Here is a 17,389-nt window from a genome sequence, read left to right as displayed (position 1 = left end):
GATTAGACACCTCAAATGACTATTTTGCAAGTAGTTGCATCACATAATTTGTGAAGTTTAACTTGCACTATATCGATGAAGATTACCATGAAAGTTAGCCGGAGCACTCTGCGCGACTAAATTTCACTCAATTAGTCCAGTTAGATTCAAATCACTTACAGATTAATGACTCTTTTTCCACTATAATCAGCAGCCATAGATATGTCGTAAGCAATAGAGAACTCCATGATACAGATAGGCAAAACCAGCACACTCGAAGTCGTCAAAATCGTTGAATTTGGCGTTTATTTAGATGGACAGGAACTCGGTCAAATACTTCTACCGACCAAGGTCATGCCAAAAGAGTGTAACTTAGGCGATATGTTAGAGGTGTTTATCTACCTGGACTCAGAAGATAAGCTCATTGCTACCACGCGTAAGCCTTTAGCTGAAGTTGGCCAATTCGCCTATTTAGAAGCCGTCGCTACCGGACAATTCGGTGCATTTCTAAACTGGGGTTTAGACAAAGATCTACTGCTTCCTTTCGGTGAACAACACCGTGAAATAGAGGAAGGTCGCTCTTACCTTGTCTACATTTACCAAAGTCATGTCGATGATCGCATTGTAGCCTCTTCAAAAATCGACAGATTTCTCGACAAAACACCCCCTCCCTATGATGCTGGTGAAGAGGTGAATCTGATTATTGGTGGCACGACGGATCTTGGTTACAAGGCGATAATTAATCACAGCCATTGGGGCGTGATCTTCAAAAATGAAGTGTTCCGCACACTAAGCTTCGGCCAGCGAATGAAAGGTTTCATTAAACAAGTTCGCAGTGATGACAAAATTGACCTTATCTTGCAAAAAGGGGTCAAGGAAGAGTTAGATAAACATTCGACGACTATCATGTTTAAGCTTAAACAAGCCGGTGGTTTCCTACCGTTAAATGATAAGACGGATGCCGATACCATTTATGCCAAGCTGTCTATGAGTAAGAAAGCCTTCAAGAAGAGTATCGGTGGCTTATATAAAGCAAAACAGATCACCATATCTGTCGATGGAATCAGATTGGTCGATTGAGTTGTCTAATACCGATTGGTATAACCTGAATTCAGGTTACTTAGGACGATTCGACTAGTTTTCAAGCAGTAAAATGCTTGATAATAATTCGAAGCTTTGATTAAAAGCATGACTCTGTTATAACAAAGTTATGCTTTTTTTATGAGTCTCCTGAAATGAAATTAACACTCCACGAAGCAAGAGTTATCGGATGCCTTCTCGAGAAAGAGGTCACCACTCCAGAGCAATATCCCCTCTCTTTAAACTCGCTTACCCTTGCCTGTAATCAAAAGTCGAGCCGTGAGCCGGTGCTGTCGATGACTGAAACCGAAACACAAATGGCCGTAGACGCTTTGATGAAGCAAAGGCTGGTCACAGACCAAAGCGGTTTTGGCTCCAGAGTGGTCAAATATAAACACCGATTCTGCAATACGGAGTTTAGCGACCTTCAATTGAGTCCTGCTCAATATGCCCTCGTCTGCCTCCTGCTTCTGCGCGGTCCTCAAACTCCCGGTGAATTAAGGACCAGAAGTAACCGATTACACAATTTCGAAGATGTCGCCGCAGTAGAGAGAACATTGCTCACTTTAGCGCAAGCCGATCCGGCCATCGTTCATCAACTCACCAGAGAACCCGGCAGAAGGGATTCTTGCTACGAAGAGTTAATTTCAGAACAGTCAAAGGGAGTGTCTGCCCCTATCCAGGAACAATCGGCACCAGCTCCACAAAGCGACAACAGCCCACATACGAGTGATGAGATGGAAAAGTTATCGGCCCGGGTGACACTATTAGAAAAAGAGGTCGTCATGTTGAAAGAAGCACTGCACGAATTACTTAACTGACCGACAAAAAATCTGACTCTAACAGAAAGAGTTACAAAATAAAGATCACCAGAGTGCCGTTGGATGAAACTAATCGGTGCTCTAGGGTGTTATCGTACCTATCAATCGGAATAGCAAACCAAAAGGGATCACATTGGAACCTAACGCTGACTCGGGCTTGATGCGTAATACGCTCATACTGGCCAAATTTGAATTAAAAAAATTACTGTTTAACCCCAGAGGGTTGATCGCGCTTGTCGCATTCTCACTCGTGTGGTTACTGCTCCTTTTGTACCCTATTCGTAGTGCATCCAGCTTCCTGCTCAACCCAGACTTTAAACAGCTGATTGCCGGCGTATTTGGTGAAGAGTCTATTAGCCAATTGTTTCAATGGCAGGTGGCCGAGATGGCAATACTTTGGATATCGGCGCTCTATATTTTCCCACTTTTCAGTATCTTTGTTTCAGCCGACCAATTTGCATCTGACAGACAAAGAGGCACGTTTAGATTCCTCACGCTGAGGACGGGGCGCGACAGTTTGTTCCTTGGTCGATACATCGGCCATATGCTGATTCAAACGCTATTGCTCCTGTTTACTATTTTGGCCACCGTGCTCCTTGCGATGTCACGTGACGCAACATTACTTCTGCCGGCGCTCACTTCCGGGGTTATCGTTTTTATCAATATGATCATTATTCTTGCCCCCTTCACGGCATTGATGGCCATTCTCTCCTTGTATGCCAACTCCGCCAGGCAGGCGACTATCTACGCCATTCTGCTTTGGGCTGTGAGTGCCATCGTACTTGCCATAATCAATAACTACATTCCATCAATCGCCGGACTCCTTCACTGGACCTTGCCTGGTGCGCAGCTAAGTTTGATGATCAATACACAAGGAATGGGCAGTTTTGTTTATGCTCCAATCCCTGTTATCCAGACTCTGGTGTTACTTTTCCTTGGTAGAACCTACATGAAAAGGAGTTCATTATGAGTCTGATAAAATGTGAGATGCTGACTAAATCCTATGGCAGCAAACTCGCGCTAGACGGAGTCTCAATTGAGCTTAAGTCCGGGTCACCGATAGCCCTTGTAGGGCCCAATGGCGCAGGTAAAACCACCCTATTCAGCTTACTGTGTGGCTATTTAATACCGAGCTGTGGTTCGGTGACAATCATGGGAGAGAAACCCGGCAGTCGTAAACTGCTTGGTAAAGTGGCGTCACTACCACAAGATGCCACTCTGGACCCTAACCTGAATCTAATCACTCAATTTACTCTGTTTGGTACTCTGCAAGGGTTAACGGCTAAACAAGCAAAGGCTGAGAGCCTTCGTGTATTGTCTCTGGTAGACCTTGCCCATGTTGTGGAACAAAAACCACAATCGCTAAGCCATGGCATGAGTAAACGGGCATCCATCGCTCAGGCTCTGATTGGTTCGCCTCAGCTGGTCTTATTGGATGAACCAACGGCGGGTCTGGATCCGGCAAATGCGAAGGTGATACGTGAGCTAGTCAGAGCCTTGTCATCCGATATCACTTTCGTGATCAGCTCACACAATCTGGATGAGCTTGAAAAATTGTGCGATCAGGTGCTCTATCTCGATCAGGGTAAGCTTGGGCAGTCTGTCTCGATACAGGAAAACATGACCGATGAATATCTCACGGTTTCGATGCAAGAATGCGAAGATGAACTTTTCGTCTCGGCACTTGAGAGCCTAACTGGTATAAACAGTGTCACTAAGAAGCAGGAAAATGAATATTTAATCCATTATTCCGCCGAAGAGATCCATGATATCGAAGTTCAGTTTTTTACTCTTATATCGAAAAACGGTTGGAAATACCGGGCATTGCTGAAAGGCAGAACCCTTGAAGATAAACTTTTTTCATAGAGTAAGCTAATACCAGGACAAGACACTGCAATCATTTAAGGCATCACAATCTGTGATGCCTTTTTTATTCTCCTGGACATATCCTTTATCAACGCCCTTTATTTGAAAGTCGCTAATTTGAAAGTAGCTAATTTGAAAGTAGCTAATTTGAAAGTCCCTGAGGGTACTTATCCGTTTCTCGCTTCCAGTCATACCAATCCGTATAAGAAAGTGATCTACTCAGCGTGTTTTTTGGCAACTAATTCAAGGCGAATGGATGATGGAATGGTTGTTCCCTTGTGAGGCCATTCAACGCAGAAGTAGGCAGCCAAAAACACGCCTAACAGGCGAGTTTTAGCGCATCCGATGCTGCGTTAACGAGCTTGAACGTATAACAACTATGCTCTTCACTCGTTGCGAGCAACATGGTCTTGTATGTTCCCTACATACTTAAGACATTTCCTCCATCCTTGGAGGTCAGATGTTGTGAATGTCATTTATGCAGGAGCAATTAATGACCTTGCCTCAGAAGCGCTAAATTCTCGCTGAGCGATCACATCTTTATACCGATTGGTATTACTCAGTCATTATTAGATTAGATACTGTTAATCTCAGGTGCGCTGAACAGCCTCATCTAAAAATAGCTTATGAAGATTGCTGAATTCATACCTGAGGAACGAATTAATAAAGAGGTTTCTGGTGGGGCTCTACAAATTCAGGAGAAGGTTATAAATAGGATGAGAGCGGATAATGGGGTGTCTTCGGTTTATCTTGATTGTTTTACAGACATAAAAAAGAGCTGCGATAAATCGCAGCTCTTAAAAATTCTTTTGGATTAGCTAAAAGCTAATCAAAGGCTCAAACCTAAACGATAGTTACGTTTTCAGCTTGTGGACCTTTCTGACCTTGAGTCACAGTGAATTGTACTTTCTGACCTTCGTCAAGAGTTTTGAAACCGTCAGAGTTGATTGCACGGAAGTGAACAAAAACATCTGGACCAGACTCTTGCTCGATAAATCCAAAACCTTTGTCAGAGTTGAACCACTTAACAACGCCAGTAACTTGAGACATGATATAAATCCTGTAACTTAAATAAAATATAGCCTAAACGGCAGTAGAGCTTGAAAATGCCGGTATTACTTATGTTAACAGGACGAACAAATCGTATTGGAACATAAAAATAAATGCAACCTTCGAGCTGCAACTACTATAAATCATTCTCTGCTCATGTCAACAATCAAATCACCGGAAAACCATCTTTTCGCTTTGTTATCTGTTGCTTGGTTTTATTGAGATGATTGTGAACATGGTGTAAAAACACTAAAAACAGATAGTTGGTCATTTTTTAATCGTGCGCCCATTTGTTTTTAATTAAATGGCTTTAAAAACCTCAATTTTGAAATCTAACTCGCATTTAAGTCCATTTTTTACCAATTTTGCTTTCTGTTCGTCGGTCAACTTCCAGCTATAAGGTGTCATGTTAAGAAAATGAGTGATCTCAATTCCTTCACTGAGTACCAGAGTCGACTCCAAATTTTCCCGATGAAGCAGCTCAAAACCAGCAATCTGACTGCTCTCGGTTATATGGGGAGTTGGCTTCTCATATATCAGCTCTTTAAGCGCAAAATGATGGTTCTTTCCAGCAGAGGCTGTGATCAATATGCTCTCTTTTTTAGCCACGCGCCTTAACTCTTCATCTAAGGAGGGGGCATAGATACGCAGCATCAGATCAAAACTCTCATCCGCAAATGGCATTTCAAATGCACTTGCAACACAAAAGCTGATATCTGAATACCTTTTCGATGCGTATTTCAGCGCAGACTTAGAAATATCCAGGCCTTGAAGTGAAAAATTCATCTCTTCAGACATTGCATCATATAAACGATGACTGTAATAACCTTCACCACAACCGATATCTAATCCGGCTTTCGCACCATGAGCGTGCTGTAGGGCTAATTCATTCACTCGGTCGCTGAGTAGTTGGTAATGCCCTTTATTGAGAAACTCTCTGCGAGCAAACATCATCTCCTTATTATCGCCAGGATCTTTGGAGCGCTTCTTCTGTACAGGCAGTAAGTTGACATAACCCTCTTTGGCACAATCGAACCTGTGATTATCAGGGCAATACCAGGTTCTGTCTTTCAGTAACAAAGCTTGTTTACATAGGGGACAACGATATTTCATCATTTTTCCGTTGATTTATTGGTTTACTCTTCGTCAACAATCAGTTGTTGAACCATGTCGTTAATCGCTGTGGTCGATAACAGCTTATAATATTCCAGCTTTCGTGTTTGTAATTCATTTATTGAAGCATGGTTAGCAGAGTACTGCCAACTCACCCGCTCCACAGATTGATTGTAACTGCGGGACAACCACTGTTTTTTTCTCAATAGTTGCGCATCTAATTTAGTCACTTCAGCACTGATCTCAGGATGACGTCTAACCAGCTCGCTGCAACTAAAGGTAGAAAGATCGCTCCTGACATTTTCTAACTCGCTTATTTCGAGCAATAATTCTTCGGTCTTGAGCTCATGTTGAACCGCTCTGGCGACAAGCGCCCTCGCCCGCATAAGCTCTCTGGGCCCATGAAATAATCGATTGTCTTGCTCTAACGCGATAATTTGCCACATTTTGGACTGTACAATAGAGAACTGCGCTTGTGACTTAAAACCGACGTCTATGAACAAGCCCTCTCTGAGTTGCCCAGCACACATTTTTGGAGATATGCCTAGCGCACTAAATAGACGCCACCCTTGCCCTGCACTTCTTGTCAATGCAGCCCTATTATCATCGAGTAGTGAGCTAATATCTGCAGTCGATGGCTCCACCGTGATAGAAAGAAAAGGGGGCAATCGAACCATGACAGACAAGGAGTCATCGCTGATGGAGACAATAACGAACTCACCAATATGGCCATTCATGACTTGTAATAAGCTAAAGTCACTTGTGCTTTCGTGCAAGGTGACAATCAGTCTGGAGTGATGATCGAGTTTTAAAATTTCAGGCTGTGTCAGCAGGGGTTCAAACATAGTACAACACCTCTATTGGGTCAGGGATTGTACATGGCTTAGTTTATTTGTACCAGCGATGAAAATGGTTAAAATTGAACCATATATCCACCATGCTATATTTTAAACTAGCTTCATTATCACGATGAAACCGCTCTCAATCCCCCTTTACCTTCTATGTGCTAAAAACACATTCACAACAAAATCGTTTCGACACAATAATTCAGCTACAGCCCCATTGGGTTGCTTATGAACCTTAGCCTCACCATTAAGGACAAAGCGATAAGTAGAATGCTATGATTAGTCGCAAGTATCTTCCAAAAATAATTATCTATGTCTCCCAGCAATAACCCAACCATCTTCTGGCACGATTACGAAACTTTCGGTGCGAACCCGTCTAAAGACCGTCCTTCCCAATTTGCTGGGGTCCGTACAGATATGGATCTTAATATTATTGGGGATCCGGTGACTTTTTATTGCAAGGTAGCCAATGATTACCTCCCCTCACCCGAAGCCATTTTAATCACTGGGATCACTCCACAATTGGCGAACCTGAAAGGGATCCCAGAAGCCGAGTTTATGGCTAAAGTCCATGATCTTTTTAGTCAGCCCAATACCTGCGTTGCCGGGTATAACTCCATTCGATTCGATGATGAGGTTTCTCGGTACGGTTTCTACCGAAACTTTTATGACCCTTATGCCCGTGAGTGGCAGCAAGGCAACTCACGTTGGGACATTATCGATCTCGTCAGGGCCTGTTATGCATTCAGACCCGATGGTATCGAGTGGCCGGTCAAAGAGGATGGTTCACCCAGTTTTAAGTTAGAGCATTTGACCCAGGCCAACGGCTTAAGTCATGAAAAGGCACACGATGCCATGTCAGATGTTTATGCCACCATAGATATGGCAAAGCTGATTAAACAGAAGCAACCTAAACTATTCGACTATTACTTCACCTTAAGACGTAAACAAGAGGTGTCTAAACTCATCGATGTGCTTAACATGCAGCCTCTGGTACATGTCAGTTCGAAAATCAGTTCACTCCATGGCTGTACAACCATCATTGCGCCGGTGGCACATCACTCCACCAATAAAAATGCCATTATCTGCGTTAACTTAGCCATGGATATCTCACCTCTTATCGAGCTCAGTGTCGAGCAGATCAGAGAGCGTATGTATACGCGAAGAGCCGATCTTGGTGAAGATGAACTCCCTATCAGCGTTAAACAGATACACATCAATAAATGTCCCTTTATCGCTTCCGCTAAGACACTCAGTGATGAAAATGCCGAGAGACTCAATATCGATAAGGCATTTGCCAGAGAGCAGTTTAAACTATTGAAGCAACACTCGGAGCTGCGAGAAAAATTAGTCGCCGTCTTCGATGTCGAATATGAGTCAGGTTCAACGGACCCCGACCTACAGCTATATAGCGGCGGATTTTTCAGCTCTGCAGATAAAGAGAAGATGGAAATCATTCGTCATACCTCACCGCAGAATCTTGCGGCACTTGAGCTTGAGTTCGATGATTCGAGACTCAAAGAGATGCTATTCAGATACCGAGGCCGTAATTACCCAGAGACATTCGATGAGATGGAATCCATGAAGTGGCGTGATTTTTGTCAGTCGAGACTCAACGATCCCGATTATATGTTGAAGTTAGAAAATCTAGTGAATGAAACAGCTCAAAATGAAGACAAACAAAAATTACTTACAGCTTTATGTCATTATCTTAGCAATTTGTAGGATTTTACTGAGATAAATGGGAGGTAGATCTCATCATCATTGTAAAACGATTACTAAAATGATTTTCATTATCTTAACAATTATAGGACCATTAACATGCAAGATAGATTTATAAAGTGCATCGCAGAGTTGCCAAAACCGCTATCAGATGCATTGGTACCCATGTTGAATGCCGATTTTGCCGGCCATATCGATGCCCAGCAACTAAACACGCTTATCACCAAGAGTGGACTAGAGGAAAGTGAGCTACTTCTAGCTTTGCTTCCTGTTGCCGCAGCACTGGCCAGACCGCCTATCAGTGAATTTTATGTCGGTGCCATTGCCAAGGGTAAGAGTGGTGATATCTACATGGGCGCGAATATGGAACTCACAGGTGAGGCACTATTCCATTCGGTGCATGCAGAACAGAGTGCTATCAGTCATGCATGGCTGAGCGGTGAACGTCAAATTGAAGATGTCATCGTTAACTTTTCACCATGTGGCCACTGTCGCCAATTTATGAACGAGCTGGTTGAAGGCCAGAAGGTGAAAATCCACCTTCCAGAACAACAAACTCAACCACTGTCTCATTATCTGCCCTATGCCTTTGGCCCGAGCGATCTGAACATTACCGAGCCCTTGCTAACCAAGCAGCAGCATGAGCTAAGCCTGGACAGCTCAGACCCTATGATCATCGAGGCTTTGGACCATGCAAGCTTAAGCTATGCACCTTATACGAGTAGTTATGCGGCTGTTGTCCTGGAAACACAAGATGGTGCGACCTATTGTGGCCGATACGCCGAAAATGCGGCGTTTAACCCCTCTATGTTACCCATGCAGATGGCACTTTCTACCATGGCCAGACATAACAGAGAGTTCTGTGAGATCTCTCGTGCGGTATTGATCGAATCTGCAGGTGGAAAAATCTCCCTGGTTGGCGCGACTATGGATGCTCTCCATGCTGTTGCGGCCGTAGAGCTTGAACATATCGTCCTCGACCCAGAGTAATTAATATCGATTGGTATAAGAGCGTTTAACTCAATCAAAAAGGACTGCCGAAGCAGTCCTTTTTTGTATTAATTTTCGATAATTATTTTCGATTACGTTCCAGTTTTGCCAACAAGCTTGACGTGTCCCAGCGATTCCCGCCGATAGCCTGCACTTCTGAGTAAAACTGATCGACCAGTGCGGTCAGAGGCAGATGAGAGCCATTCTTTCTGGCTTCATCTAATGCAATATTGAGATCTTTTCGCATCCAGTCTACGGCGAAACCTAAATTGTACTCTCCCTGCCACATCGTCTGATAGCGATTCTCCATCTGCCAGGATTGTGCGGCCCCTTGACTGATCACTTCGACAACCTTCTCACCATCGAGTCCGGCACTGCGAGCAAAATGAAGCCCCTCTGCCAATCCCTGAACCACACCTGCGATGCAGATTTGATTGACCATCTTAGTCAGTTGTCCTGCGCCAATATCGCCAAGACGTTCGATACAGCGAGCATAGGCATCGATAATGGGTTTGGCTTGCTCAAATATTTCCACATCACCGCCTGTCATCACAGTCAGCACGCCATTTTCAGCTCCAGCCTGTCCGCCAGACACTGGCGCATCCAGAAAGCCGATACCGGCTTGTGATGCCATTTCACCTATCTCGCGGGCTACATCGGCAGAGGCGGTCGTATGGTCGACAAGAATCGTTCCCGCCTCCATTCCTTTGAGTACGCCCGCTTCACCTAAGGTAACCTCACGCAGATCGTCATCGTTACCGACACAGATAAATACAATCTCCTGGCCTTGTGCGGCAAGCTTAGGGGTAGATTTGGATTGTCCGCCATATTCGTTGACCCAAGCCTCAGCTTTAACCTCAGTGCGGTTGTATACGGTGACATCATGTCCCTCTCTAACCAAGTGGCCTGCCATTGGGTAACCCATAACACCTAAACCGATAAATGCTACTTTTGCCATTTTTATCCCTTATTAGTTTTAGTTCTTAGCTGAGCTAGTCTATCACCCTGTACATTTTTTATAAAAGCGGGTTAGAAAAAAGGCACCCTAAGGTGCCTTTTACGTAAAATATTTAATTAAGCTAAGGTTACATGAGCTTCCATTTCAGCCCCGATTTTTTTACGCATCTCCATTAACCGAATCGCTGAATCACGCAACTTAATGTCTTCATCTGTTTGAGGCACCCATTCAGGCACTTCGGTGGGATGTCCTGCATCATCAACCGCGACCATAATAACCACACAGTGAGTGGTCAAATGACGTTCAGAGTTCTTAGGGTCTCCGGCACGAACATCGATACCCAAATGCATAGATGAGCGTCCCGTATAGATGACTTTAGCCGTCGTTTCAACAATATTACCCACATGAATAGGCTTCACGAAACGGATCCCGCCGGCATAGGCTGTAATGCAGTACTTACCACTCCAGCCCGCCGAGCACGCATAAGCGGCTAAGTCGATCCACTTCATGACGGCGCCACCGTGCACCTTTCCACCGAAGTTCACATCAGCAGGCTCTGCCAGAAACCTTAAGGTTATCGCTCGCTCTTTACCGGCCATTTTTATCTCGAAACAATTGGAGGATGCTGTAAGTGTACGCCATAAATAGTAAATGACGTACAAGTATAATATGAGATTTATGACTGTCTTAGCGATGTTTTAATCAGTTAGCCAAATTTTAGAACGATAAAACTTGTAACGAGAATAAAAGGAATTGCGAGTCGGTAAACCCATAGTTGAACACGTTCATTCAGTAAGCGCGAGGCTTGGATACCCGAATGAATGATGAAGCCAGCCAAGAACAGTATCAACACCTCGATACCAGCGATGTTATCGGCCTCCCCTCCGGCATAAATGGCCGTCACCAACAGGGCAAACCACACGATAGCAAAGCCTGCGGCGGCAACACTGAAAGTTTTCATTCCAATAGGTAACTTCGGGTGCACATTGACAGTTTCACCTCTTATAAGCTCATTCAGGTTTGCCGTTAATGCACCGACAAGCGGCAGTAGGGGAAGTACAGTAAGATTTAACACGTGAGGTTCCTTAAAACCGAAGTTACAGATCGCAATTATCTGCCTATCCAAAGCAAGATCCAATAGAGATGAACTAAGGTTAATCTGACGGTAGATCCTGGTTAATCTGACGACTAATCATGATGTTACAAACTGGTTGCAAAGTGTAAACCTAAACTAGGAGCCAGGTTACCTAAGCGCTATCACCTTCCCTTGCACTTGTTAGCATAGGTTGAATTATGACATAACCGATTTACACAAAAGCAAAAAAAAAGCGCCCATAGGCGCTTTTTAAGGAGTGACTCAACAATTATACTTTCTTAAACAACAGAGAGCCGTTTGTGCCACCAAAGCCAAATGAATTACACAGGCCGTAATCAAACTTGTGATCCCTTGCGGTGTGAGGCACGAAATCTAAATCACAACCTTCATCAGGGTTATCCAGATTCAATGTTGGAGGAATAACCTGATCTCTAAGTGCAAGCAGGGTAATAATCGCTTCAACTGAACCTGCAGCACCCAATAGATGGCCCGTCATCGATTTAGTCGAGCTAACGAGCAGATCATAAGCATGATCGCCAAAGACGGATTTAACAGCTGCGGCTTCGGCTCTATCACCCGCCGGGGTCGATGTGCCATGAGCGTTAATATAGCCAATACTTTCGTTTGCAAGTTTTGCATCACGAATGGCATTGACCATCGCCGCTGCAGCGCCCGCACCATCGGCTGGAGGCGATGTCATGTGGAATGCATCACCACTCATACCAAAACCAACAAGCTCACCATAAATGGTCGCTCCCCGTGCTTTAGCATGTTCATACTCTTCCATAACCATGACACCTGCGCCGTCACCCATAACGAAGCCATCACGGTCTCTATCCCAAGGGCGGCTCGCCGCTTGCGGATCATCGTTGCGGGTCGATAACGCCTTAGCCGAACCGAAACCACCAACGGCTAACGGACAAGTCACATCTTCAGCACCACCGGCAACCATCACATCGGCATCGCCATAAGCGATAGTCCGGGCGGCAAAACCGATATTATGCACACCGGTAGTACAGGCTGTAGTAACGGCAAAGTTAGGCCCTGTCATACCGTATTTAATCGAGAGATGACCAGAGATCATGTTGATGATGGTACTCGGGATGAAGAATGGCGATATTTTACGTGGGCCACCTTTTAACAGCGCGGAGTGGGCTTGTTCGATAAGCGGCATACCGCCCATTCCAGCCCCAACAGCCGTACCTACGCGGGCAGGATCGAGCTTATCCATATCGAGACCTGAGTCGGTTACAGCCTGAATACCGGCGGCCATACCATATTGAATAAACAGATCCATCTTACGAGCGTCTTTTCTAGACATATATTGCTCGACGTCAAAATCTTTGACCGAGCCGCTAAAACGAGTCGAAAACTCGCTGGCATCAAATTTAGTTATTGGCGCAATACCACTTTTACCTGAAACAAGGGCTTTCCAGGAAGAATCTACAGTATTCCCTACAGGAGTCACCAGACCGAGTCCTGTTACGACTACACGACGTTTAGACACACTTTCACCTATATACATTGAGTTAATCGACGACAGCGATTTAACGCTGCGATGGAGAATTTCTAACCAGAGGAATAAAATATATACCCAAACCACTTTAAAATACAGAGTTCAACAACTCGAAAAGTAGTGGGGTTCAAATCATGAAATAGTTGAACGAAAAATTCCAGTAGCCAGAAACAAAAACAGGCAGCATAAATGCTGCCTGTTTTCTAGAATTCAGGATTACTGATTCTTTGAAACGTAGTCGACCGCTGCTTGAACAGTAGTGATCTTTTCAGCTTCTTCATCAGGGATCTCGGTGTCAAACTCTTCTTCCAGAGCCATAACCAACTCAACAGTGTCCAGAGAATCTGCACCCAAGTCGTCAACGAAAGATGCTGCTGACTTAACGTCTTCTTCTTTAACACCTAGCTGCTCAATAATGATTTTCTTTACACGTTCTTCGATGTTGCTCATTAGTTTCTTTCCTATTCAAATTACGCACTTGCGCAAGATTGAGAGTAGTTTATTCAATTTGGCAAACAATGCAAGCTTAACTTTTGTGGTCTAACCACGAATTTAAACACATTTTGATAAGGATCATCAATAATTAACCGCATTATTTACCTATTACCCTTAAACCATGTACATGCCACCATTCACATGGAGAGTCTCTCCCGTGATATATGCAGCGGAGTCTGAAGCTAAGAAGACCACAGCATTAGCGATCTCTTGTGCCTGTCCTAGACGCTCCATTGGAACCTGAGACAAGATACCTTGTTGCTGCTCTTCCGTCAGATCATCAGTCATATCAGTCTGGATAAATCCAGGAGCAATAGCATTCACTGTTATTTGACGAGATGCAACCTCTCTTGCAAGAGATTTTGTAAAACCGATTAAACCGGCCTTAGCAGCACAGTAGTTCGTTTGTCCAGGATTTCCCATAGAACCGACGACTGAACCAATATTGATGATTCGACCATGACGTTTTTTCATCATAGGTCGCATGACGGCCTTTGAGGTACGAAATAGAGATGTAAGGTTGGTATCTATGATATCACTCCATTCATCTTCTTTCATGCGCATCAATAAATTATCACGCGTAATGCCGGCGTTGTTAACCAGAATACTGACATCACCTGATTTTTCTTTGATCTGAGCAAAAAGATCCGTAACAGACTGGCTATCGGTAACATTAAGGACTAAGCCTAAACCCTTGTCACCCAAATATTCCTGAATAGCAGCAGCGCCACGTTCGCTCGTCGCAGTCCCTACCACTGTCGCACCTGCAGCAACCAGCGTTTCGGCAACTGCACGGCCAATCCCACGGCTTGCACCTGTAACAAGCGCCACTTTGCCTGTTAAATCTATACTTACACTCATGAATATCTCCTATTCGGTCAATGCCGCGAATGATGCAGCATCGTTGACCGCTTTTGCAGTAAGCGATCGATTAATTCGTTTTGCCAACCCGGTTAACACTTTACCCGGCCCTACCTCATAAAGATGAGTGATGCCAGTTTCAGACATAGCAGTCACACTATCAGACCATCTGACAGGACAATATAGCTGTCTGACCAAGGCATCTTTGATCTCTGTCGCAGTTTCAGGACTGGCAACATCGACGTTATTGATCACTTTTACTTTGGGTGTTTTAAACTCGATAGCCTCTAGTGCCAACGCTAGCTTTTCTGCTGCCGGACGCATCAGTTCACAATGTGAAGGTACGCTAACGGGAAGGGCTACCGCCATTTTTGCACCATTGTCTTTGCACAAGGCCGCCGCTCGTTCTACTGCCGCTTTACTTCCGGCAATAACCACTTGGCCAGGACTGTTATAGTTCACAGGACTCACTATTTCACCCTGTGCAGCGTCTTCACATGCCTTCGCAATAGACTCGTTATCTAAACCGATAATTGCGAACATCGCACCGCTGCCCGCCGGCACGGCTTGTTGCATCAATTGACCTCGTAACTCTACGAGTTTGACGGCATCGATAAAGTCGATCACACCCGCACAAACAAGTGCAGAATATTCACCTAAACTATGGCCGGCAAGCAATGTAGGCATAGCCTTACCGCTAGCTTCATAGGCTCGCCAAATGGCAACACTCGCGGTAAGCAGTGCAGGCTGAGTCTTATCTGTTTCATTCAGCGTTTCGGCTGGACCTTGTTTAACAAGTTCCCACAGATCATAACCTAATACATCACTCGCTTGAGAAAATGTGTCAACAACGATTTGATGCTCTGAAGCAAGGTCGGCCAACATCCCAATCGCTTGAGAACCTTGACCTGGAAAAATAAAAGCAAAATTTTCCATCATTTATTACCTATGACAATTCAAAAAATAATACTTACTGTTTTAAGCAAGAGTTAAAAACGAATGAGTGCACTTCCCCACGCAAACCCGGCACCGAAAGCCTCGAGCATGATCAGCTGGCCACGCTGAATTCGGCCATCCCTGACAGCCTCATCCAAAGCGATGGGTACCGAAGCCGCAGAGGTATTACCGTGTTTAGCTAAGGTTAAAACAACCTTATCTAGGCTCATGTTGAGCTTCTTAGCCGTAGCCTTAATAATTCGGAAGTTGGCTTGATGCGGAACCAGCCAATCAATTTCAGATTTATCGATCTGATTGATTCGTAATGTATCTGTGACAACCTGTGACAGTTGAGTCACGGCAACTTTAAAAACGTCATTGCCTTTCATTGTCATGTAACCGACCGCCTCTGTGGCTTCACCCGTTCGAGGAGGAAAAGAACATTTCAGCAGATCAGCCTGCCTGCCATCGGCAAAGATATGTGTAGACAAGATACCAGGTTCACTCGAAGCACCAACGACTGCAGCACCGGCACCATCACCAAACAGGATAATGGTACTGCGATCTTCAGGCGCACATAGTCGGGATAACACATCTGCACCGATCACTAATACCTTTTTAGCGGCACCCGATTTAACGAATTGGTCGGCGACCGAAAGCGCATAAACAAAGCCAGAGCAGGCCGCTGCGATATCAAACGCAGGAATGGTATGAACACCAAGCTTTGCCTGAATTTCACAAGCCGCCGCCGGAAACGCATTACTGGCGCTCGTCGTGCCACACACGATCATATCGAGTTCATTGGCATCGACACCTGCCATCTCGAGTGCTTTTACCGCAGCTTCATAGCCCATAGTAGAAACGGACTCATCGGCGGCAGCAATTCTGCGCTCTGAAATACCTGTACGTTCAACAATCCACTGATCAGTGGTTTCAACCATCTGTTCCAGATCTTGATTGCTACGCACTTGCGCTGGTAGATAGCTACCAGTTCCAAGAATTTTTGTATGCATATAAGGAGATATCAGTTATTAATGTCTAAAAGAATCGACTCGAGACGTTCTTCAATCATCTGAGGGAGTCGACGTTGTGCCTCTGTAACAGCTAGACTAATTGCTTGTAAATAAGCAGATTCATCGGCACTTCCATGACTTTTTACTACAATTCCGCGCAATCCTATCAAACTTGCGCCGTTGTAGTGGTCGGGGTTCATCTGATTCAGGACAGAATTTATACGGGGAGCGATCATTTTGGCCATTAACCGTACAAAAAAACCTTTGGTAAGGCCTTTTTCTAATTGATGTACCAATAAACGAGCTATACCTTCAGATGTCTTTAAAGTGATGTTACCTACAAAGCCATCACAAACAATCACATCGACACGGCCAGAAAAGAGATCGTTCCCTTCAATGAAACCAGTATAATTGATCTGTGGACTTTGTTGTAAAAGTTGACCCGCTTGTTGTACCTGGTCATTTCCCTTAATCTCTTCAATGCCGACATTAAGCAGAGCGACCTTGGGCGAACGGTTCTTATCAACAGCCTCACATAACACAGAACCCATAACGGCAAACTGAAAGAGTGTTTCAGAACAACAAGAGACATTGGCACCTAAGTCGAGAAGGTAAACCGGGGTTTTATTAACAGCGGGTAGACAACTCACAAGCGCAGGCCTGTCAATACCAGGAAGCGTTTTAAGAAGCACTTTTGACATAGCCATCAGCGCACCAGTATTACCGGCACTTAAACAGGCTTGGGCTTTGCCATCTCTGACTAACTCAATTGCCAGCCTCATAGAGCTTTGTTTTCTGTTTCTGAGCGCATGTGCGGGACGGTCAGACATGGTGACAACTTCTGTCGTATGAATGATTTCAATGCGTCGAAGAACATCAGACTCAACCTGAGAAAGGTATTTCTCAATGTCTGTCTTATTACCAACAAGATAAAAATTTAGAAAGGAATATAAACGAAGTGCCTGCAAGGCTGCAGGCACTGTGATGCGGGGACCATAATCGCCCCCCATCGCATCTAACGCAAGCGTCAGATTAGTCATAAAGGTAG

Annotated in this window: 18 protein-coding genes; 6 read left to right on the top strand and 12 right to left on the bottom strand. The window is 44.6% G+C overall.

The window, feature by feature from the left end:
* Nucleotides 1–225 precede the first annotated feature (225 nt).
* The 4 genes from EKG38_RS07605 (at nucleotide 226) to EKG38_RS07590 (ending at nucleotide 3,746) form a co-directional block, all read left to right on the top strand.
* Nucleotides 226–1,059, top strand: coding sequence for a CvfB family protein (locus EKG38_RS07605; RefSeq protein WP_126519675.1), 834 nt, complete (start codon nucleotides 226–228; stop codon nucleotides 1,057–1,059).
* A 155-nt stretch (nucleotides 1,060–1,214) separates the two neighbouring features.
* Nucleotides 1,215–1,880: a YceH family protein gene (locus tag EKG38_RS07600; RefSeq protein ID WP_126519674.1), complete on the top strand. Its 666-nt coding sequence runs from the start codon at nucleotides 1,215–1,217 to the stop codon at nucleotides 1,878–1,880.
* Nucleotides 1,881–2,013: 133 nt separating this feature from the next.
* Nucleotides 2,014–2,850: an ABC transporter permease gene (locus EKG38_RS07595; RefSeq protein ID WP_126519673.1), complete on the top strand. Its 837-nt coding sequence runs from the start codon at nucleotides 2,014–2,016 to the stop codon at nucleotides 2,848–2,850.
* Nucleotides 2,847–3,746, top strand: coding sequence for an ABC transporter ATP-binding protein (locus tag EKG38_RS07590; protein WP_126519672.1), 900 nt, complete (start codon nucleotides 2,847–2,849; stop codon nucleotides 3,744–3,746). The genes EKG38_RS07595 and EKG38_RS07590 overlap by 4 nt, the downstream gene beginning before the upstream one ends.
* A gap of 843 nt (nucleotides 3,747–4,589) precedes the next feature.
* Here EKG38_RS07590 and EKG38_RS07580 read toward each other — a convergent pair.
* The 3 genes from EKG38_RS07580 to EKG38_RS07570 form a co-directional block, all read right to left on the bottom strand.
* Nucleotides 4,590–4,796, bottom strand: a complete 207-nt coding sequence (locus tag EKG38_RS07580) for a cold-shock protein (protein ID WP_012142953.1) — start codon at nucleotides 4,794–4,796, stop codon at nucleotides 4,590–4,592.
* 300 nt (nucleotides 4,797–5,096) lie between these two features.
* Complete coding sequence (gene rlmA, locus EKG38_RS07575) at nucleotides 5,097–5,909, bottom strand: 23S rRNA (guanine(745)-N(1))-methyltransferase (protein ID WP_185826809.1); 813 nt, start codon at nucleotides 5,907–5,909, stop codon at nucleotides 5,097–5,099.
* A gap of 23 nt (nucleotides 5,910–5,932) precedes the next feature.
* Entirely contained in the window at nucleotides 5,933–6,754 is an 822-nt protein-coding gene (locus tag EKG38_RS07570) for a hypothetical protein (RefSeq protein ID WP_126519670.1), read from the bottom strand.
* 312 nt (nucleotides 6,755–7,066) lie between these two features.
* Between EKG38_RS07570 and sbcB the strand changes: the two genes are divergently transcribed.
* Both sbcB and cdd read left to right on the top strand, forming a co-directional pair.
* Complete coding sequence (gene sbcB, locus EKG38_RS07565; protein ID WP_126519669.1) at nucleotides 7,067–8,479, top strand: exodeoxyribonuclease I; 1,413 nt, start codon at nucleotides 7,067–7,069, stop codon at nucleotides 8,477–8,479.
* Nucleotides 8,480–8,575: 96 nt separating this feature from the next.
* Complete coding sequence (gene cdd / locus EKG38_RS07560; protein WP_126519668.1) at nucleotides 8,576–9,466, top strand: cytidine deaminase; 891 nt, start codon at nucleotides 8,576–8,578, stop codon at nucleotides 9,464–9,466.
* Nucleotides 9,467–9,548: 82 nt separating this feature from the next.
* Here the strand turns inward: cdd and EKG38_RS07555 are convergent, their stop codons facing one another.
* From EKG38_RS07555 to plsX, 9 genes are all read right to left on the bottom strand, one after another.
* Nucleotides 9,549–10,424: an NAD(P)-dependent oxidoreductase gene (locus EKG38_RS07555; protein ID WP_126519667.1), complete on the bottom strand. Its 876-nt coding sequence runs from the start codon at nucleotides 10,422–10,424 to the stop codon at nucleotides 9,549–9,551.
* Nucleotides 10,425–10,540: 116 nt separating this feature from the next.
* Nucleotides 10,541–11,023: an acyl-CoA thioesterase gene (locus tag EKG38_RS07550; protein WP_126519666.1), complete on the bottom strand. Its 483-nt coding sequence runs from the start codon at nucleotides 11,021–11,023 to the stop codon at nucleotides 10,541–10,543.
* Between the two features lie 107 nt (nucleotides 11,024–11,130).
* On the bottom strand, nucleotides 11,131–11,499 hold the full coding sequence (locus EKG38_RS07545) for a hypothetical protein (RefSeq protein WP_126519665.1): 369 nt from the start codon (nucleotides 11,497–11,499) through the stop codon (nucleotides 11,131–11,133).
* 289 nt (nucleotides 11,500–11,788) lie between these two features.
* Nucleotides 11,789–13,027, bottom strand: coding sequence for a beta-ketoacyl-ACP synthase II (gene fabF / locus EKG38_RS07540; protein WP_126519664.1), 1,239 nt, complete (start codon nucleotides 13,025–13,027; stop codon nucleotides 11,789–11,791).
* A 225-nt stretch (nucleotides 13,028–13,252) separates the two neighbouring features.
* Nucleotides 13,253–13,486, bottom strand: a complete 234-nt coding sequence (acpP, locus tag EKG38_RS07535) for an acyl carrier protein (RefSeq protein WP_012324673.1) — start codon at nucleotides 13,484–13,486, stop codon at nucleotides 13,253–13,255.
* A 159-nt stretch (nucleotides 13,487–13,645) separates the two neighbouring features.
* A complete protein-coding gene (fabG, locus tag EKG38_RS07530) occupies nucleotides 13,646–14,392 on the bottom strand; it encodes a 3-oxoacyl-ACP reductase FabG (protein ID WP_126519663.1) in 747 nt (248 codons plus the stop codon).
* A 9-nt stretch (nucleotides 14,393–14,401) separates the two neighbouring features.
* The gene (gene fabD, locus EKG38_RS07525) at nucleotides 14,402–15,328 is read right to left on the bottom strand and encodes an ACP S-malonyltransferase (RefSeq protein ID WP_126519840.1); all 927 of its coding nucleotides are present in this window, start codon (nucleotides 15,326–15,328) and stop codon (nucleotides 14,402–14,404) included.
* 53 nt (nucleotides 15,329–15,381) lie between these two features.
* Nucleotides 15,382–16,341, bottom strand: a complete 960-nt coding sequence (locus tag EKG38_RS07520; protein WP_126519662.1) for a beta-ketoacyl-ACP synthase III — start codon at nucleotides 16,339–16,341, stop codon at nucleotides 15,382–15,384.
* Nucleotides 16,342–16,352: 11 nt separating this feature from the next.
* Nucleotides 16,353–17,381 carry a phosphate acyltransferase PlsX gene (plsX, locus tag EKG38_RS07515; RefSeq protein WP_126519661.1) on the bottom strand — a complete coding sequence of 343 codons (1,029 nt, stop codon included), beginning with the start codon at nucleotides 17,379–17,381 and terminating at the stop codon, nucleotides 16,353–16,355.
* Nucleotides 17,382–17,389: the final 8 nt, after the last annotated feature.

The organism is Shewanella canadensis (genome assembly GCF_003966225.1).
In the GTDB taxonomy this organism is placed as follows: Bacteria; Pseudomonadota; Gammaproteobacteria; order Enterobacterales; family Shewanellaceae; genus Shewanella; species Shewanella canadensis.
This window is presented reverse-complemented; position numbering and strand designations above follow the sequence as displayed.